Raw genomic sequence first — 19381 nt, forward strand, 5'->3', positions numbered from 1 at the left:
CATGGCCGCCCCCACCGCCCCGGCCCGGACACGGCGGCAACTGCCGACCAGTCCCTGGCTGTTCGCCGCGCCCGGCCTGCTGGTCACCGGCGCCTTCGTGCTCTACCCGTTCGTGTCGACCGTGGTGAACTCCTTCACCGACCGCCGCACGCTGGTCCCGGGCCGCTTCGTCGGCCTCGCCAACTACCGCGAACTGCTGCACGACGACATGTTCTGGACCGGTCTGCGCAACAGCACGCTCTACATCGCCGGCGTCGTACCGGCCCTGGTGATCCTGCCGCTGCTGCTCGCCCTGCTGGTCCACAGGAACATCCCCGGGATCACCTTCTTCCGGTCCGCCTTCTACACCCCGGTCGTCGCCTCCATCGTGGTCGTCGGGCTGATCTGGGTGTGGCTGCTCGACGAACGGGGGCTGGTCAACTCCCTCCTGGAGGCCGTGGGCGTGGGGCGGGTCGGCTTCCTCAGCGACCAGTGGCTGCTCCTGCTGAGCGCCATGGCCGTGACCGTGTGGAAGGGGCTCGGCTACTACATGATCATCTACCTGGCGGCGCTGGCGAACGTACCGCGCGAACTGCACGAGGCGGCCGCCGTCGACGGCGCCGGCCCGGTCCGCCGCTTCCTCACGGTCACCGTGCCCGCCGTCCGCTCCACCATGGTGCTCGTCGCCGCGCTCTCCTCGGTCGCCGCCTTCAAGGTGTTCTCCGAGGTCTACCTGATGGCGGGCCCGAGCGGCGGTCCGGCCGGTGAGGACACCACCCTCGTCATGCTCGTCCAGCGCACCGGCACCGGTCTGACCGGCCGCGTCGGCTACGCCTCCGCCCTCTCCGTCGTCGTGTTCGCGGTCACCGTCGCCCTGATGCTGCTGGTGCTGCGGGCGGACCGGAGGGAGGAGTCATGAGCCTCCTGGAGAAAGCGCCGCGCACCACGCGCCCGGCCGCACCGACCGCCGCCCGGGAGCCCCGGATCACCGACGAACACGGCCGCCGCGTCCGGCCCGGCGAACTCGTCCTGCGCTACCTGCTGCTGCTCGTCGTGCTCGCCCTCACCGTCGGACCCTTCCTCTGGCAGCTCTCCACCTCCCTCAAGGGGCCCACCGAGGACATCTTCAGCTCACCGCCCGGCTTCCTCCCCGCCCACCCCACCCTGCACAACTACGAGCGGGTCGCCGACACCATCCCGGTCTGGGACTACGCCCTCAACTCGCTGAAGGTCGCGAGCGCGAGCGTCGTGACCAACTGCGCCGGCTCCGCGCTCGCCGGGTACGCGCTCGCCCGGCTGCGCTACCGCGGCCGGCGCGCCACCACCCTCGTCTTCGTGCTGGCCATGCTGGTCCCCGTGGAGGGCATCGTCATCGCCCAGTTCACGACCATGCGGGAACTCGGCCTCAACAACACACTCATCGGGGTCGTCCTGCCCGGCGCGGTCGGCGCGATGAACGTGCTCCTGATGCGCAACGCCTTCCGCGGCCTGCCGTACGAGATCGAGGAGGCCGCCTACGTCGACGGCGCCGACGCCTGGCAGCGGTTCCTGCGCGTCGCGCTGCCGTCGGTCAGGGGCACCCTCGCGGTCGTCGCGATCTTCGCCTTCATGGGCGCCTGGGACGACTTCCTGTGGCCGCTCATCGTGCTCAGCGACCCCGACCGCTTCACCCTCACCATCGGCCTGAACTACCTGCACGGCACCTTCGCAGGCGACGAACGCCTGGTCGCCGCCGGCACCGTCATCGCCGTGGCCCCGCTCATCGCCCTCTTCGCCTGCCTCCAGCGGTACTTCTTCCGCGGGGTCGGCGAGGGCGCCGTCAAGGGCTGAGCCCGTACCCCCGGCCCGTACCCCCGCGAGGAGCAAGGACACCGCATGCCCGCTGCCGTCCGCTTCGGCGTCAACTACACCCCGAGCGAGGGCTGGTTCCACCACTGGCTCGACTTCGACCTCGACGCCGTGCGCGCCGACCTGGACGCGATCGCCGCCCTCGGCCTCGACCACATCCGCGTCTTCCCGCTGTGGCCCTACTTCCAGCCCAACCGCACCCTGATCAGGCCCAGCGCCGTCGAGGACCTGGTACGGCTCGCCGACGCGGCCGCCGAACGCGGCCTGGACGTCAACGTCGACGGACTGCAGGGCCACTTGAGCAGCTTCGACTTCCTGCCCGCCTGGACCCGCACCTGGCACCGGCGCAACCTCTTCACCGACCCGGACGTCATCGAGGGCCAGGCCGCCTACCTGCGCACCCTGGCCGCGGCCCTCGTCGACCGGCCCAACTTCCTCGGCATGACCCTCGGCAACGAGGTCAACCAGTTCGCCGCCGGACCGCACCCGGACCCCGACCGCATCACGCCCGAGGACGCCGAGCGCTGGCTCACCCGGCTGCTCGCCGCCTGCGCCGAGGGTGCCCCCGACCGGCCGCACCTGCACGCCTCGTACGACGCCGCCTGGTACCAGGACGACCAGCCCTTCACCCCCGGCCACTCCGCCCGCCTCGGCGCCCTCACCGCCGTGCACTCCTGGGTCTTCAACGGCACCGCCCAGCGCCACGGCCGCACCTCCGTGGCCACCGAGCACCACGCCGCCTACCTGGTCGAACTGAGCAAGGCATGGGCCGAGGAACCGCACCGGCCCGTCTGGCTCCAGGAGGTCGGCGCGCCGGCGCCCCTGGTGCCCGCCGAGCACGCGGCGGCCTTCACCGAGGCGACCGTCCGCAACGTCCTGGACTGCCCCGACCTGTGGGGCGTCACCTGGTGGTGCTCGTACGACGTCTCCCGCGAACTCGCCGACTTCCCCGAACTCGAATACGGACTCGGCCTGTTCACCAGCGACCGGCGGCCCAAGGGCATCGCCCGCGTGCTGGCCGACGCGGCCCACGCGCCCCACCGGCCGGCCGCCACCCGCACCACGGCCCTCGTCGTCCCCGCGGACCCCGCCCGCCGCTCCCGCTGCGCACCCGGCGGACCCGTCTTCGACGCCTTCTTCCGGCTGGTCGCCGACGGGGCCCGCCCCACCACCGTCCTGGACACCCACGCGGACGACAAGGAACACCTCACCGCCCGCGGCATCACCGAAGTCGTCACTCCCGGCCAGGTACTCCTTCCCACCCCACCCGGAGGCCCCAGCTCGTGAACCCCACCAGACGCACCGTCCTCGCCGCGGCCACCGCCGCTGCCCTCGCCCCCGTGCCCGCTCTCGGCCCCGTGCCCGCCCTCGCGGCCGGCCGGGCCCGGGCCGCCGCCACCCCGCCGTACGCCTCCTACTGGTACCCGGACTCCCTGCCCGCCGGGAGCCCCGGCCCCGGCATCACCTGGCGCAGCCTGAAGACCTGGCGGGCGGCCGACGACCCCGACCTCGCCTTCAACGCCGCGTCCGTCCCGCTCGCCCCCCGCTTCACCCCGACCCCGGCGAACCCGACCGCCCGCACGGGACAGGCCCGCGTCCAGGCCCTGGTCTCCTTCGGGCCCACCTCCGCCAACCCCTCCCAGGGCGCGGCGGACGCCGACTACTACGCCCTCACCCACTGGGCCTACCTCGACGAGCTGGTGTTCTGGGGCGGCTCCGCGGGCGAGGGGCTGATCCTGGCGCCGAACGCCCCGGTCGTGGACGCCGCCCACCGGCACGGCGTGCCCGTCCTCGGCAACGTCTTCCTGCCGCCCACCGCCTACGGCGGGCAGCTCCGCTGGACCCGCGACCTCGTCGAGCAGGACGCCGCCGGGCACTTCCCGCTCGCCGCGCAACTCGTCGCGGTGGCGGCGGCGTACGGCTTCGACGGCTGGTTCGTGAACGCCGAGACCGGCGGCGGGAACACCGCGCTCGGCACCGCGATGCTCGGCTTCGTCAAGGAGCTGAGGACGCTCGCTGCCGCCCGGGGGCAGCGGGTGACCTGGTACGACGCGATGACCGTCAACGGCACGGTCGCCTGGCAGGGCGCCCTGGACAGCCAGAACCAGGCGTTCTTCCAGGCCGCCGACGACATGTTCGTCGACTTCCGCTGGAGCGCCGCCACCCTCGCCGCCTCGGGGACCGAGGCCGGGCAGCTCGGACGCAGCCGGTACGCGCTGTGGGCGGGCGTCGACGTCGAGTCGAACGGCCCGGACACCCCGGTGGACTGGGACGCGATCGTCCCCGCCGGCAAGCCCCACGTCGCCTCGGTCGGCTTCTACCGGCCCGAGTGGACCCGCAACCACCTGCCGGCCGACCGGCGTTCCCCCGCCGACTTCCACGCGGCCGACGACCGGTTCTGGACCGGCCGGTCCCTGGACCCGGCGCGACCGGACGCGACCGATCCGTGGCGGGCGCCCGCCGTGTCGGTGGCGGACCGCTCGACGGTGTCCTCGGTGCCGTTCGCGAGCGTGTTCAACACCGGGCACGGGCTGCGCTGGTACGAGGCCGGAGCGGTCACCTCGGACGCGCCCTGGAACCACCTCGGGCTCCAGGACCGGCTGCCCGCGCGGCGCTGGACGGTGCGGACGGCGGGGGAGCGGCCCGCCGTCTCCTTCGACTTCGAGGACGCCTGGCGTGGCGGGAGCAGTGTGCTGGTCGCCGGCGCCCTGGACCGGCCGGCGGTGCTGGACCTGTACGCGACCCGGCTGCCGATCACCCGGGACACCGTGGCCGAACTGACCTACAAGGCCGAGGCCGGAGAGGCGGACGTCGAACTGGCCGTCGCGACCGGCGAACCGGCGGCGCCCGGGGCGGCACCGCCGTACCGGTACCTGCCGGTGGACCCGGGCGGCCGGGCGTGCCGCACGACCTCCGTCAACGGCTGGCGGACGGTGGAGGTACCGCTCACCCGTCTCTCCGGCACCGTGCACGCCCTCGGGGTCCGGCTCACCGGCGGCGGCTCACCGGTGCGCTGGCGGCTCGGCGCGCTCGCCGTCCGCGACACGGCCGGACCGCCCGCCGCGCCCTCCGGCGCCCGGGTCACCGCGGCGGACGGCGGCGACCTGCGCCTCGCCTGGAACGCCGCCCCGGGTCCCGTCCGCCACTACACCGTGCACCGCGTGCTGCCCGACGGAACCCGCCGCTTCCTCGGCGGCACCTGCCAGCGCGCCTTCTTCGTCGCCGGTGCGCGGCCCGAGCCGGGCGAGAGCGCAGCACGGTTCGAACTGCGCGCCGTGGGGGAGCTCTACAACGCCTCGACTCCCGTGACCGTCACCCACACCTGGTAATCACCCCGGACACCCCAGCAGGGAGCACCCCACATGCATGACGACCGCACGCTGGTCGAAGCCCGCCTCCGGCGCGTCCTCGACGAACGCATCCGCCCCGCCGTGTACCCCGAGTCCGTGCCGCTGCGAGTCGCCGTCTGGCACGCCCCGGGCGAGCCGGTACCGGTCGCGGAGGGGCTGGCGGCCGAGCCCGCGCCGATCGAGGTCGGCGCCCGGTGGGGTGCCCCGTGGGGCACGAGCTGGTTCACGGTGACCGGCACCGTGCCCGAGGCGTGGGCGGGCCGGACCGTGGAGGCGCTGCTCGACCTGGGCTTCGACGAGAACATGCCCGGGTTCCAGTGCGAGGGCCTGGTCTACCGCCCCGACGGCACACCGGTGAAGGGGCTCAACCCGCGCAACCAGTGGGTGCGGGTCGCCGCGCCCGCCGCCGGCGGCGAGGAGGTGTCCCTGCACGTCGAGGCCGCCTCCAACCCCGTCGTCCTCGACTACCGCCCGTTCCGGCCCACCCCGCTCGGCGACCTGGCCACCGCCGGGCACGAGCCGCAGTACACACTCACCCGCATGGACCTCGCCGTCTTCGACGAGACCGTGTGGCAGCTGGTGCTCGACCTGGAGGTGCTGGGCGAGCTGATGGCCGAGCTGCCCGAGGACTCCGCGCGCCGCCACGACATCCTGCGCGCGGTCGACCGGGCGCTGGACGCGGTGGACCTCCAGGACGTGAACGGCACGGCGGACCGGGCCCGGGAGCGGCTCACCGGCGTGCTGGCCGCCCCCGCGGTGCCGTCCGCGCACCGGATCAGCGCCGTCGGGCACGCGCACATCGACTCGGCCTGGCTGTGGCCGCTGCGCGAGACCGTGCGCAAGGTGGCCCGTACGACGTCCAACATGACCGCGCTCCTCGACGACGAGCCGGACTTCGTCTTCGCCATGTCCCAGGCGCAGCAGTGGGCGTGGGTGAAGGAGCACCGGCCCGAGGTGTGGGCCCGGGTGAAGAAGGCGGTGGCGGGCGGGCGGTTCGTGCCGGCCGGCGGGATGTGGGTGGAGTCGGACACCAACATGCCGGGCTCGGAGGCGATGGCCCGTCAGTTCGTGCACGGAAAGCGGTTCTTCCTCGACGAGTTCGGCATCGAGAACGAGGAGGCGTGGCTGCCCGACACCTTCGGCTTCGCCGCCGGCCTGCCGCAGATCATCAGGGCGGCCGGCTCCAAGTGGCTGCTGACGCAGAAGATCTCCTGGTCCCGGACCAACCGGTTCCCGCACCACACCTTCCAGTGGGAGGGCATCGACGGCACCCGGATCTTCACCCACTTCCCGCCCGTCGACACCTACAACTGCTCGATGAAGGGCGCCGAGATCGCCCACGCGGCCCGCAACTTCCGGGACAAGGGCCGCGCCCGGCACTCGCTGGCGCCCACCGGCTGGGGCGACGGGGGCGGCGGCACGACCCGCGAGATGGTCGCCAAGGCGGCCCGGCTGCGCGACCTGGAGGGTTCGGCGACCGTCGCCTGGGAGACCCCCGCCGCGTTCTTCGCGAAGGCCGAGGCGGAGTACCCGGACCCGCCGGTCTGGGTCGGCGAGCTGTACCTCGAACTGCACCGCGCCACCCTGACCAGCCAGGCCAGGACCAAACAGGGCAACCGGCGCAGCGAACACCTGTTGTACGAGGCGGAGTTGTGGGCGGCGACCGCGGCCGTGCGCACCGGGTTCCGCTACCCGTACGAGGACCTGGACCGGATCTGGAAGACGGTCCTGCTGCACCAGTTCCACGACATCCTGCCCGGCTCCTCCATCGCCTGGGTGCACCGGGAGGCGCGGGCGACGTACGAGCGGGTCGCCGCCGAGCTGGAGGGGATCGTCGGGGCCGCGCAGCGCGCCCTCGCGGGCGAGGGGGACACACCGCTGGTGTTCAACGCCGCCCCGCACCCGCGCGCCGGTGTCCCGGCCGGCGGGGCGGCGACGGCGCGGACGGAGGACGCGACGACGCTCCTGCCCCGCCCGGACGGCGGGCACGTCCTGGACAACGGCCTGCTGCGGATCGAGATCGACGCCCGCGGCCTGGTCGTCTCCGCCCGCGACCTGGCGGCCGGGCGCGAGACGATCGCTCCCGGCGCGGCGGCCAACCTGCTCCAGCTGCACGCCGACTTCCCGAACATGTGGGACGCCTGGGACGTGGACGAGTTCTACCGGAACACGGTCACGGACCTCACGGACGCCGACGCGGTGACGGCGGGCGAGGACGGCGCCTCGGTGCGGGTCGTACGGTCCTTCGGCGCGTCCCGGGTCACCCAGGTGCTGTCGCTGCCGGCGGGGGAGCGGCGGATGGTGCTGGACACGGAGGTCGACTGGCACGAGACGGAGAAGTTCCTGAAGCTGGCCTTCCCGCTGGATCTGCACGCCGAACGGTACGCGTCCGAGACGCAGTTCGGGCACTTCCACCGGCCCACCCACACCAACACCTCGTGGGAGGCGGCCAAGTTCGAGGCGTGCAACCACCGCTTCGTGCACCTGGAGGAACCCGGCTGGGGCGTCGCGGTCGTCAACGACTCGACGTACGGCCACGACGTGACCCGCACCGTCCGCCCCCGGGGCGACCGGGGCACGACCACCACGGTCCGGGTGTCGCTGCTGCGCGCCCCGCGGTTCCCCGACCCCGAGACCGACCAGGGCGTGCACCGCTTCCGGCACGCGCTGGTGCCCGGCGCGGGAATCGCCGACGCGGTCCGCGAGGGCTGGCGGATCAACCTGCCCGAGCGGCGCGCGAACGGTGCCGGCACGGTGTCCCCACTGGTCACGGTCGACAACCCGGCGGTCGTGGTGACCGCCGTGAAGCTGGCCGACGACGGCAGCGGCGACGTCGTGGTCCGCTTCCACGAGGCCCACGGCGGCCGGGCCGAGGCCACCCTGGACCTGGGCTTCCCGGTCGCGGACCACACCGTGACGGACCTGCTGGAACGACCGGCCGGCGAGGCCGAGCCACCCGCGCGCGACGGCGACCGGATCACCGTACGGCTGCGGCCCTTCGAGCTGATGACCCTGCGGCTGCGAAGGGCGTGAGCCGACGGCGGGCGGGGGCGGGGCGGGGTCTGGAAGGTCGCCCCCGCCGTCCTGGCCCGCCCCGCCCGCCGTCCGGGCTTCTCCCGGGCCCGCCGCTGCCACGATGATGTGCGGATGAGACGAAGAAGGGTCCCCGACCACTCCTGGGCCGCGGAGCCTGACCCGCTGCTGGCCCTCGCCCAGCGGGAGTTGGCGTTCTACGCGCGGGCCTGCGAGCGGGCCAGGCGGCTGCACCACGTCACCGAACTGGGTGCTCTCCTGAGCACGTCGGTGACGGTCGTGGCCGCCGGTCTGCACGCCCCCGCGTGGCTCACGGCTCTGATCGCGGGCGGCGCGGTCTTCTTCACCGGAATGCGCCAGCTCTACGGCGCCGGGTCGCGCTGGGTGCTGGCCGCGCAGGCGCGGGAGGCGCTGCGCCGGGCACTCGACCGCTACCTGCTGCTGCCCCCGGCCGAGCGGGACCACGCGGCCCGGCAGGCGCTGCAGACCGTGGTCGAGGAGGTCGGCGCGAACGAACTGCGTGCCTGGTCCGAGACGCAGGGCGGCCGTCCCGAGGCGGCGCCGCTGCCCCCGGTGCAGACGTGAGGGTCCTCGGCCGCAGCGGCGTCGAGGTGAGCCCGCTCGGCTTCGGCGCCGCCGGGATCGGCAATCTCTACACCCCGGTGGACGACGAGCGGGCGCACGAGGCGGTGCGCGCCGCCTGGCGGCGCGGCATCCGCTACTTCGACACCGCGCCCCACTACGGACTCGGTCTGTCCGAACGGCGCCTGGGCGCGGCCCTGCGGGAGTACGACCGGGCCGCGTTCACCGTCTCCACCAAGGTCGGCCGCCGGCTCGAACCCGCCGACGGCACCGGCGACGACCTGGCACACGGCTTCGCCGTCCCGGCCAGCCTGCGCCGCGTCTGGGACTTCGGCGCCGACGGCGTCCGCCGCACCCTGGAGGCCAGCCTGGAACGGCTCGGCCTCGACCGGGTCGACGTCGTCTACCTCCATGACCCCGACGACCACGCCGAGCAGGCGTTCCGCGAGGCCTACCCGGCCCTGGAGCGGCTGCGGTCGGAAGGCCTCGTCGGCGCGATCGGCGCGGGCATGAACCAGGCGGAGATGCTGACCCGGTTCGTCCGCGACACCGACGTGGACGTCGTCCTCTGCGCGGGCCGCTACACCCTGCTCGACCGGAGCGCGGCGCACGAGCTGCTGCCCGAGGCCGCCGCGCGCGGCGTGTCCGTGGTCATCGGCGGCGCCTTCAACTCCGGCCTGCTCGCGGACCCCGGGCCCGCGGCGCCGTACGACTACGGCCGCGCGCCCCGGGAACTGGTCGAGCGCGCACGGCGTCTGGCGGCCGTCGCCGAGCGGCACGGCATCACCCTGCGCGCCGCCGCCCTCGCCTTCTGCGCCGCGCACCCGGCCGTCGTCACCGTCCTGGCCGGCGCCCGCTCGGCCGCGGAAGTGCACGACTGCGCCGACCAGTTCACGACCCGGGTCCCACCCGCCTTCTGGCACGACCTCCACACCACAGGCCTGCTCCCCGAGGCTGTGCCCGACCCCACCGGCACCGGCGTCGGTGATCCGCACGACGGGTGAGGCCGTCCGCTCCGCCTCGCCGCGCGTGAATTGCGGCCACCGCCCGCTAGGACCGCCGCGCCGCCGACGCGAGTCTCGTCGGTGGCAAATACTCGCGTACGTACGTCCGGTCCCAGCACGCGCCCGTCTCGCGCAGTTCGCGCCAGGTGGTGTAGCGGTAGCGGAAGAGGCGGGCGCGGATGTGGCGGGGTGGGGTGTCCGGGGGGAAGGGGGAGCGGCGCAGCAGTCTCAGGGTGTCGCGGTCGTTCTCCAGCAGCCGTTCCACCAGGCCGCCGAACCAGTCGCCGGCGTAGGCGGGGGACAGTGCGGCGAACCACATCAGCCAGTCCAGGCGCAGGTGGTAGGGCGCGAACTGGCGGGGCCAGTGCCGGGGGTCGCCGGGCTTGCCCCGGAACTCGTACTCCCGCCAGTCGGAGTCCTCGCGCGGGACGTCGTCCAGCGTGCCCTCGACGACCACCTCGTAGCGGACCCGGCTGACGCTGCCGAACGCCCCGTAGGTGTTCACCAGGTGCAGCGGGTCGAAGGAGCGGTTCATGACCTGGCGCCGGGAGACCATGTTCAGCACCGGGTGGTAGCTCAGGAAGAGCAGCAGCGCGGCCACCGCGAGCACGACCACCTCGTACCAGAGCGGCGCCGCGGGCACGGACGGCGCGCCGGTGGGCAGCCGGAGCGCGGACAGGGCCAGCACGACGGTGATCCAGTTCAGCCAGGAGAAGTTCCCGGACACCACCAGCCAGAGCTGGGTGACGATCATCAGGGCGGCGGCGGCCGAGGCGATCGGCTGGGGCGTGAAGAGCAGCACCGGCACGACCAGCTGCGTGAGGTGGTTCGCCGCCACCTCCGCCCGGTGCAGCGGCCCCGGCAGATGGTGGAAGAACCAGCTCAGCGGTCCCGGCATCGGCTGGGTCTCGTGGTGGTAGTACAGGCAGGTCAGCTTGCGCCAGCAGGCGTCGCCGCGCAGCTTGATCAGCCCGGCTCCGAACTCGACCCGGAACAGGATCCAGCGCAGCAGGAACAGCACGACGACGGGCGGCGCGACCTCGTCGTTGCCGAGGAACGCGGCCAGGAACCCCGTCTCCAGCAGCAGGGACTCCCAGCCGAACGCGTACCACGTCTGGCCCACGTTGACGATCGACAGGTACAGCGCCCACGGCACCAGCCACAGCAGGATCGCGGCCCACAGCGGCAGCAGCGAGTCCGCCCCCGCCAGCAGGGCCGCCGACACCGCGCAGCCCGCCCAGGCGCAGGCCGCGAAGAACCGGTCCGAGTAGTGGAGCTGGAACAGGCTGGGGGCCCGCCGGAACCGCACCCGCGCCGTGAAGCGCGGGATCGGCAGCATGCCGCGCGTGCCCAGCAGGGGCCGGAACTGGAGGGCCGCCGTCAGGAAGGCGACGAGGTACACGGCGGCCAGAGCCCGCTGAAAGACCAGCCGGCTCAGCCAGTAGTCGGGTGTGGTGAACCAGTCCACGGCCGTGCGCTCCTGCCTCCATTGTGGCCGCCGCGAGGCGAGTGGCCCCAGCGGCGCGGGAAGGGCCCGTCACTGCGTGTACCTCACCGCTCCGCCCGCGTAACCCGGGCGGCCCGGCGCCCTCACCCGCCGGTGGCGCCCCCGTCCGGTCCGGCGCCCGCTCGAAGAATCGGACAAACCCTGGCAAGGTGGGCGCATGGCTGATCGGGGAGCGAGTGCCCTGTCACTCCCGGAGGACTGGCCCGCCCACCCGGATCCGATCCTGGCGCTCAACCGCATGGGCAGCTTCGACTGGGATCTGGACACCGGTCTGTTCAGCATGGACGCCCAGGCGCACGAGATCTTCGACCTGCGCCCCGAGGAGTACGACGGCCGCCCCGAGAGCCTGACCGTGCGGGTGCCCCGCGCCGAGGGGCACCGCCTCGACGCCCTGGTGGCCCAGGCCATCAAGGACGGCCGGGAGAACTACGGCGCCTACTTCCGCGTCCGGCGCCGCGACGGTGCCCTGCGCTGGACGCACACCCAGGGGTACATACGGCGGGACGGCACCGGCCGCCCCCGGCGGATCATCGGCATCGTGCGGGACGCCACCGAGGAGCTGGACGAGGCGGTGGTGAGCCGGGAGACGGCCGCGCAGGTCGCCGCCCGGCGGGCGCAGACCAACGTCGTCCAGATCGCCACGGCGGCCCTCGCCCACGCCCGCACCGTCCAGGACGTCATCGACGTCGTCAAGGACACCCACGGCCTCACCCTGCTCGGCTCCACCAGCATGGTCCTCGGCCTGGTCGAGGCCGGCCGCATCCGGCTCGTCGCCGAGGGCCCCGCCGGCACCTTCGTGCCCGGCACCCGGGTCACCCGTATCGAGGAGCCCTACCCGATGAGCGAGGCGGTGCGGACCCTGAGCCCGTGCTTCATCGAGTCCCCCGAGGAGTTCGCCGACCGCTTTCCCCTGCTGTGGGGGCAGATCACCGGCCTGCGCATCACCTCCGCCGCCTATCTGCCGCTGATCGCCCAGGCCAGGCCGATCGGGGCGGTGGGCCTGCTCTACAGCGACCGGCGCGGCTTCTCGCGCGAGGAGCGCGATGTGCTGGTCGCGCTCGGCAGCAGCATCGCGCAGAGCCTGCAGCGCGCCATGCTCTACGAGCAGGAGAAGGACCTCGCCCAGGGCCTCCAGCAGGCCATGCTGCCGCGCACCATCCCGAGCGTGCGGGGCGCCGACGTGGCCGTCCGCTACCGCGCCGCCACCGTCGGCGGGGCCCTCGGCCGGGACATCGGCGGCGACTGGTACGACCTGATCCCGCTGCCCGGCGAGAAGGTCGGCGCCGTCATCGGCGACGTCCAGGGCCACGACACGCACGCGGCGGCCGTGATGGGCCAGCTGCGCATCGTGCTGCGCGCCTACGCCGCCGAGGGCCACACCCCGGCCACCGTGATGGCCCGCGCCTCCGTCTTCCTGCGCGAACTGGACACCGACCGCTTCGCCACCTGCCTGTACGCGGAGGCCGACCTGTCCACCGGGGTGGTGCAGGTGGTCCGGGCCGGGCACATCGACCCGGTCGTCCGGCACTCCGACGGCACCTGCCGGCGGGTCACCGTCGAGGGCGGGCTGCCGCTCGGCCTGTCCGCCGAGTTCGGCCGCCTCGAATACCCCGTCTCCACCCTGGAACTCGACCCCGGCCACACCCTGCTGCTGTGCACCGACGGCCTGGTCGAACAGCCCGGCGTCGACCTCGACGACGGGATGCTCGCCCTGACCGCCCTCATCGACAGCGGCCCCGGGGAGGTGCGCGACCTCGCCGACCGGCTGATCCAGATGGCCGAGGAACGCGGCGGCGACGACGACGTGGCCCTGCTCCTGCTGCGCCGCCGCGCCCCCGAGGCCCCGCGGGCGGGCGGCCGGCTCCAGCAGCACGTGGCGCCCGGCGACCCCGAGGCCCTCACCCGGGCCCGGCACATGATCCGGGCCGCGGTCCGTTCCTGGGGCGCCCGGGACCGGTCCGACGAGATCGAGCTGGTCGCCGACGAGCTGATCACCAACGCCCTGATGCACACCGAGGGCTCCGCGATCGTCACCGTGCGGGTCCTGGAGGGCAGCGGCCGCCGGCTGCGGGTCGAGGTGGAGGACTCCTCCAGCGCCCTGCCGCGCCGCCGGGACGCCGGCGAGAACGGCGTCTCCGGCCGCGGGCTGCTCCTGGTCGACCGGCTCGCCGACGTCTGGGGCGTCGAGGCGCGCGGCGGCGGCAAGGCCGTGTGGTGCGAGTTCGCGGTGCCGGACGGGACGCGGGCCGGCGGCTGAGCGGCCGTGCGCCGGCGGCGCCGGATGGCACTCTGGACGTATGCCGGAACTGCCCGAGGTAGAAGCGCTGAAGGACTTCCTCACCGAGCACCTGGTCGGCCGCCGGGTGGTGCGGGTGCTGCCGGTGGCCATCAGCGTCCTGAAGACGTTCGACCCCCCGCTCACCGCCGTCGAGGGTGGCGAGGTCACCGCCGTGGACCGGTACGGCAAGTTCCTCGGCCTGGCGACGGACGGCGGACCGCACCTGGTCACCCATCTGGCCCGCGCGGGCTGGCTGCAGTGGCGGGACCGGCTGCCGGACGGCCCGCCACGCCCGGGCAAGGGCCCGCTCGCCCTGCGCGTGGCGCTGGAGACGGGCGAGGGCTTCGACCTCACCGAGGCCGGCACCCAGAAGCGCCTGGCGGTGTACGTCGTCCGGGACCCGCGCGAGGTGCCCGGCATCGCCCGCCTCGGCCCCGACCCGCTCGCCGCGGACTTCGACGAGGAACGGCTCGCGGCCCTGCTGAAGGACGAGCGGCGCCGGATCAAGGGCGCGCTGCGCGACCAGAGCCTGATCGCGGGGGTCGGCAACGCCTACAGCGACGAGATCCTGCACGCGGCGAAGATGTCCCCGTACAAGATCGCCGCCTCGCTCACCCCCGAGGAGGTGCACCGCCTGCACGAGGCGCTGCGCACCACCCTGACGGAGGCGGTCGAGCGCTCGCGCGGCCTCGCGGCCGGCCGTCTGAAGGCGGAGAAGAAGAGCGGCCTGCGCGTCCACGGCCGCACCGGCGAGCCGTGCCCGGTCTGCGGCGACACCATCCGCGAGGTCTCCTTCAGCGACTCCTCGCTCCAGTACTGCCCCACCTGCCAGACCGGCGGCAAACCCCTCGCCGACCGCCGCCTGTCGCGACTGCTCAAGTAGCCCGCGCGGCCTCAGCTCGGGTCGAGCGAGACCAGCCGCTGCCCGTCCGTGGTGCGTACGTCGTAGTGGGCGATCTGGTCCGGGTGCATGGTGGAGCCGGCCATCGTCATGGTCGTACCGGTGTCGCGGGTGCCCACGGACCAGCCGCTGACGACCTGCTCGGAGCCGTCGCGGCCCACGACGACCAGCCGGCAGGAGTGGGGGCCGGAGGCGTCCTTGACCTCCAAGCGCATCAGGCTGCCGGAGTCCCCGTCCTCGGTGGTCACGCGTGCCCACACGCCGGTGCCGGGGTCGGTGGCCGCGGTGACCCGGGAGGCCGGCTCGCCGTGCCCGGCGAAGGCCATGACCGCCGGTCCGGCCACCGCGAGCACCACCGAGGCGGCCAGGCCGTACAGCAGGCGGCGGCGCCGGGCCCGATGCCGGACCGTCAGTTCACCCAGGAGCCGGTCGAGCAGCCGGGGACCGGGCTGGGCCATGGGGTGCACGAAGCGCGGCGTGGCACGGCGGTACAGCATCAACTGCCGTGCGGCGGGACCGAACTCGGTCACCTGTGCCGCGCACTGGGGGCACTCCATGAGGTGGTCCTCGAAGCGGAAGGACTCCGCCTCGTCCAGCACGCCGAGCGCGTACGCGCCGACGTCGCGATGCCTTTCCAGGGACCTCATGCCGAATCCTCGTGCCGATGGGTGCGGGTGGGGTTACTCCTTGCTCCCATCCGTACGCAGACGACAACCGAATCACTCAAGGCACACACCGAATCGTGACCTGGAGATTCGGAGCGGCCCGGCCCGCGGATTGGTCCGGATCGCAGAAAAATCCGAAGAGGCCGGAACGTGGCAGGTCCGGGGCTCAGAAGAGGTGGATGGCCAGGTGTCCCAGCGGCAGTCCGAGCCGCCAGGCGGGGGTCCACACCTTCGGCCCGTCGTCCTCTCCGAACACCGCGCCGCCGCCCGGCACCGCGTCCAGGTCGGGCGCGAGCAGCTCGGTCTCCTCCAGCCAGCGCCAGGCCTCGGCGGCCAGGGCCAGGTCCGGTGACGGCGCGCCGGCCGCGGCCTCCTCACCGGCCAGTTCGGCCATCCGCTCGCCCACCCACTCCAGCCACGGCTGGTCGTACGCCGTCAGGGACAGCCAGTTCTCCAGCTGCGAGATCACCCGGATGCCGGACAGCTCGCCGTCGGTGTCGGAGAGGAAGACCGTCAGGGCCAGCGCGTCCCGGCCGGCCCGGAACTCGAAGGACGTCGGCGGCATCAGATCGCCGGTGCGCAGCAGTTCGTCGGCGATGTACTCGGCGTACAGCCAGGCCATGGGGACGGCGAGTTCGCCCTCGCCGGTGCCGTCCGTGCTCTCGTGACCTCTGTGCAGCATCCCTTCCTGCCTTCCTCCGGTGCGTGCGCGTCGCCCGAACCCCTGGACCCGTTGTGGGCGGCCCCGTCCGGAACACGGATGAGGACAGCCCATTGCCCGAACGGGGGTCACAGCAAGGCGCTTTACCGAGGTTTGACCAAGGCCCCGGTTTCACCGCAGGTCGGCCGCATAACCCGGAAGAACCCGGCGCAGGGCGCGCAGCGCGTAGTAAGCGCGCGACTTCACGGTACCGGGCGGGATCCCGAGGGCCCGCGCGGCTTCCGCCACACTGGCCCCGCGGAAGTACACGAGCACCAGGACGTCACGGTGCTCCGGAGTGAGTGTCTTCACAGCCTCCCGGACGTCGAGCGCCGCGGCGGCCCGCTCGGCGTGGTCGGCGGTCACCCGGGCGTTCTCCGGCACCTCGTCTCCGACCTCGCAGGGGCGCGCCCGCCGGGCCCGCCGCGCGTCGATCGCGAGCCGCCGGGCCACGGTCAGCAGCCAGGGCCGTACGGAGTCGAAGTCGGCCGCGCGCAGGGCCTCGGGATGCTGCCAGGCGCGCACCAGGGTCTCCTGCACGAGGTCCTCGGCGCGCTGGCGGTCCCCGTCGCTCAGCCGCAGCAGCAGGGCGAAGAGGGGGCCGCCGTGGTCGCGCTGGAGCGCGGCGAGCTCGTGCTCGGCGGTCGTCGTCCCGGGGGGAAGTGAGGTTCCGGCCGTCATGGCCGTATCGCAGCGCAGGGGGCGGCCGGGGGACAGGGGGCGCGCCCGGCTGTGCGACGGACGGTCGATCGCGGCGGTGAACGGTCGCACGCGTGACCTTCCGCCGTACGGGGAGAGCACCGGATGGGTTAATTCGGGTGCTCGGGTTGTTTGCGTCGGGGGTCGGTTTCATACCCATATGCCCGTCAAGGCTTTGTCGGTAAATAAGACGTCCGCACAGACGACGACGACCCTGGGGTGAGCTGATGATCGGACGCAGACACCAGGTGGCGCTGGCCCTGACCGCCCTCCTCGCCGCCGGGGCGGCCTGCCAGAACCAGGTGCGGCACGAGTCCGCGAGCCCGGGCCGCCCGGCGCCGCCGCCCGTCGTCCGCGACTTCACGCTCGTCGCGACCGGTGACGTGCTGCCGCACGCCTCCGTGATCGAGCGGGCGGGCTTCGACGCGGGTGGCCGGGGCTACGACTTCCGCCCGATGCTCGCCGGCGCCGAACCCGTGGTCCGCCGCGCCGACGTGGCGCTGTGCCACCTGGAGACCGTCTACGGCGCCGACCGCGGCTTCACGGACTTCAAGGCGCCCCCGCAGCTCGCCGCCGGCCTCACCGCGACCGGCTACGACGGCTGCTCGACCGCCTCCAGCCATGTCCTGGACGACGGCGCCCCGGGCCTGCGGCGCACCCTGGACACCATGGACCGGGCCGGGCTGCGGCACTCGGGGACCGCCCGCACCGAGGCCGAGGCGCACTCGGTCACGATGCTCCAGGCGGGCCCGGCCCGGGTCGCGCACCTGTCGTACACCTACGGCACCGACGGCCACCCGATGCCCGCCGGGCAGCCCTGGGCGGTCAACCTCATCGACGCGGACCGGATGATCTCCGACGCCCGGGCCGCCCGGCTCGCGGGCGCCGACGTGGTCGTCGTCTCGGTGCGCTGGGGCACCGAGTGGGAGGAGGCCCCGGACGGCACGCAGCTCGAACTCGCCCGGCGTCTCACCGCCTCGACCACCAACGGCCGCCCCGACATCGACCTGATCCTCGGCAGCCACGCCCACGTGCCGCAGGCCTACGAGAAGGTCAACGGCACCTGGGTGGTCTACGGCATGGGCGACCAGGTCGCAGGCGAGATGTACAACCGCAGGGGCGTGCAGGACTCGCGCGGCAACGAGTCGACGGTCGGCCGCTTCACCTTCACCGCGCCCGCCAACCCCGGCGACCGCTGGCAGGTCACCCGGGCCGAGTTCGTCCCGCAGATGTACGACCTCGACGCCGGCCGGGTGCTGGACCTCGGCCGGGCCATCGCCGGCGGCGCCGAGCTGCAGGGGGTGCGTGACCGCATCCGGGACGTGGTGTTCAGCCGGGGCGCCGCCGCCGACGGCCTGGTCATGGGGGACTGATCACCCGGCGGGCGGCCGGGCGAGCGCGGAGCGGCGGTAGGAGTAGCCGAAGTAGATCACGCAGCCGATCAGGAACCACACGACGAACCGGACCCACGTCTGCCACTGCAGGAACGTGATCAGCCAGATCGAGAAGACGACGCCCAGCGCGGGCAGGAACGGCATCCACGGGGTGCGGAAGGCGCGCGGCAGGTCCGGCCGGCGGTAGCGCAGCACGATCACGGCCGTGCACACCACGACGAACGCCAGCAGGATGCCGATGTTGGTCAGCTCCGCCGCCTCGCCGATCGGGACGAACCCCGCGATGAGCGCCGAGCCCACCCCGACGATCCAGGTCACCCGGGTCGGCACGTGCCGGGTCGGGTGCGTCTTGGCGAACCAGGCCGGCAGCAGCCCGTCACGGGACATCGAGAACCACACCCGGGTCACGCCCAGCATGAAGGTGAACATGACCGTCAGGATGCCGATGATGGCGCCGACCGCGATCACGTTGGCGAGGCCGCCCAGGCCCACCGACTTGAAGGCCGAGGAGAACCCGCTCTCGGGGTCGATGTCCTTGTAGTTCTGCATGCCGGTCAGCACCAGGCAGGCCAGCACGTACAGCACCATCGAGATCGCCAGCGAGTAGATGATCGCCTTCGGCATGTGCCGCTGGGCGTCCTTCGACTCCTCGGCCGCGGTCGACATGGCGTCGTACCCGAAGACCGCGAAGAACACCGTCGCGGCGCCCGTGAACGCCCCGCTGACACCGAACGGGAAGAACGGGTGGTAGTTCGCCGTGTCGATGTGGAAGAAGCCCACGCCGATCACCACCAGCACCACCAGCACCTTCACCGCGACCACGACGGTCTCGAAGCGGGCCGCGCTGCGGATGCCCAGGGTGAGCAGCCAGGCGATCAGCAGGCACAGCACCACCGCGAACAGGTCGACCCGGTGCCCGGCCCCCGTCCCCGGCGCCCCGAGCATCCAGGCGGGCAGCTTCGCGCCCATCTGCTCGACCAGGAACCCGAAGTAGCCCGAGATGCCGATCGCCACCACGGCCACGATCGCCGTGTACTCCAGCAGCAGGTCCCAGCCGATGAACCAGCCGGCGAACTCGCCGAGCACCGCGTAGCCGTACGTGTACGCCGACCCCGCCTTGGGGATCATGCCCGCGAACTCGGCGTAGGACAGCGCGGCGCAGGCGCTCGCCAGACCGGCGATCAGGAACGACACCAGCACCGCGGGGCCCGCCGTGCCGTTGGCGACGGTGCCGGCGAGGGTGAAGATGCCCGCTCCGATGATGCCGCCCACGCCGATGGCGGTGAGCTGCGACAACCCGAGCGAGCGTTCGAGCCGGGGGCCCTCGCCGAGTTCGGTCTCCTCGATGTGTTCGATGGGTTTGCGGCGGAGAATTCCTTCACCTGCGCGGAGCCTGGCCATGCGCCTCACCTCTTAGCCGACGGCAAACGGCTGACGGCGG

General features: G+C 73.3%; 15 protein-coding genes. 10 read left to right on the forward strand and 5 right to left on the reverse strand.

What is annotated here, in order from left to right; translation table 11 throughout:
- Position 1 precedes the first annotated feature (1 nt).
- From PV343_RS19725 to PV343_RS19755, 7 genes are all read left to right on the forward strand, one after another.
- Positions 2 to 898: a carbohydrate ABC transporter permease gene (locus PV343_RS19725; protein WP_319148267.1), complete on the forward strand. Its 897-nt coding sequence runs from the start codon at positions 2 to 4 to the stop codon at positions 896 to 898.
- On the forward strand, positions 895 to 1809 hold the full coding sequence (locus tag PV343_RS19730; protein WP_319148268.1) for a carbohydrate ABC transporter permease: 915 nt from the start codon (positions 895 to 897) through the stop codon (positions 1807 to 1809). The genes PV343_RS19725 and PV343_RS19730 overlap by 4 nt, the downstream gene beginning before the upstream one ends.
- 45 nt (positions 1810 to 1854) lie before the next feature.
- Entirely contained in the window at positions 1855 to 3114 is a 1260-nt protein-coding gene (locus tag PV343_RS19735) for a glycosyl hydrolase (protein ID WP_319148269.1), read from the forward strand.
- A complete protein-coding gene (locus PV343_RS19740; protein WP_319148270.1) occupies positions 3111 to 5156 on the forward strand; it encodes an endo-beta-N-acetylglucosaminidase in 2046 nt (681 codons plus the stop codon). Before PV343_RS19735 ends, PV343_RS19740 begins: the two co-directional genes overlap by 4 nt.
- A gap of 33 nt (positions 5157 to 5189) precedes the next feature.
- Positions 5190 to 8210, forward strand: a complete 3021-nt coding sequence (locus PV343_RS19745; RefSeq protein WP_319148271.1) for an alpha-mannosidase — start codon at positions 5190 to 5192, stop codon at positions 8208 to 8210.
- 114 nt (positions 8211 to 8324) lie between these two features.
- Positions 8325 to 8795 carry a DUF4231 domain-containing protein gene (locus PV343_RS19750; protein WP_319148272.1) on the forward strand — a complete coding sequence of 157 codons (471 nt, stop codon included), beginning with the start codon at positions 8325 to 8327 and terminating at the stop codon, positions 8793 to 8795.
- Positions 8792 to 9796: an aldo/keto reductase gene (locus PV343_RS19755; protein WP_319148273.1), complete on the forward strand. Its 1005-nt coding sequence runs from the start codon at positions 8792 to 8794 to the stop codon at positions 9794 to 9796. Before PV343_RS19750 ends, PV343_RS19755 begins: the two co-directional genes overlap by 4 nt.
- Before the next feature lie 46 nt (positions 9797 to 9842).
- On the opposite strand, the gene PV343_RS19760 is transcribed toward PV343_RS19755, so the two are convergent.
- Positions 9843 to 11264 (reverse strand): lipase maturation factor family protein, encoded by a 1422-nt coding sequence (locus PV343_RS19760; RefSeq protein ID WP_319148274.1) that lies wholly within the window; start codon positions 11262 to 11264, stop codon positions 9843 to 9845.
- A 196-nt stretch (positions 11265 to 11460) separates the two neighbouring features.
- On the opposite strand from PV343_RS19760, the gene PV343_RS19765 reads away from it, so the two are divergent.
- Together PV343_RS19765 and PV343_RS19770 are read left to right on the forward strand one after the other, a co-directional pair.
- Positions 11461 to 13560, forward strand: a complete 2100-nt coding sequence (locus tag PV343_RS19765; RefSeq protein ID WP_319148275.1) for a SpoIIE family protein phosphatase — start codon at positions 11461 to 11463, stop codon at positions 13558 to 13560.
- Positions 13561 to 13600: 40 nt separating this feature from the next.
- Positions 13601 to 14464 carry an Fpg/Nei family DNA glycosylase gene (locus PV343_RS19770; protein WP_319148276.1) on the forward strand — a complete coding sequence of 288 codons (864 nt, stop codon included), beginning with the start codon at positions 13601 to 13603 and terminating at the stop codon, positions 14462 to 14464.
- Positions 14465 to 14475: 11 nt separating this feature from the next.
- Here the strand turns inward: PV343_RS19770 and PV343_RS19775 are convergent, their stop codons facing one another.
- From PV343_RS19775 to PV343_RS19785, 3 genes are all read right to left on the reverse strand, one after another.
- The gene (locus tag PV343_RS19775) at positions 14476 to 15129 is read right to left on the reverse strand and encodes a zf-HC2 domain-containing protein (protein WP_319148277.1); all 654 of its coding nucleotides are present in this window, start codon (positions 15127 to 15129) and stop codon (positions 14476 to 14478) included.
- A 184-nt stretch (positions 15130 to 15313) separates the two neighbouring features.
- Positions 15314 to 15829, reverse strand: coding sequence for a hypothetical protein (locus PV343_RS19780; RefSeq protein WP_319148278.1), 516 nt, complete (start codon positions 15827 to 15829; stop codon positions 15314 to 15316).
- Between the two features lie 150 nt (positions 15830 to 15979).
- Positions 15980 to 16528 (reverse strand): sigma-70 family RNA polymerase sigma factor, encoded by a 549-nt coding sequence (locus tag PV343_RS19785; RefSeq protein WP_319148279.1) that lies wholly within the window; start codon positions 16526 to 16528, stop codon positions 15980 to 15982.
- A 245-nt stretch (positions 16529 to 16773) separates the two neighbouring features.
- On the opposite strand from PV343_RS19785, the gene PV343_RS19790 reads away from it, so the two are divergent.
- Positions 16774 to 17919, forward strand: a complete 1146-nt coding sequence (locus PV343_RS19790) for a CapA family protein (protein ID WP_319148280.1) — start codon at positions 16774 to 16776, stop codon at positions 17917 to 17919.
- On the opposite strand, the gene PV343_RS19795 is transcribed toward PV343_RS19790, so the two are convergent.
- On the reverse strand, positions 17920 to 19341 hold the full coding sequence (locus PV343_RS19795; RefSeq protein WP_319148281.1) for an amino acid permease: 1422 nt from the start codon (positions 19339 to 19341) through the stop codon (positions 17920 to 17922).
- Between the last annotated feature and the right edge of the window lie 40 nt (positions 19342 to 19381).

The sequence above is a fragment of the Streptomyces sp. WI03-4A genome, from assembly GCF_033792105.1.
In the GTDB taxonomy this organism is placed as follows: domain Bacteria; phylum Actinomycetota; class Actinomycetes; order Streptomycetales; family Streptomycetaceae; genus Streptomyces; species Streptomyces collinus_A.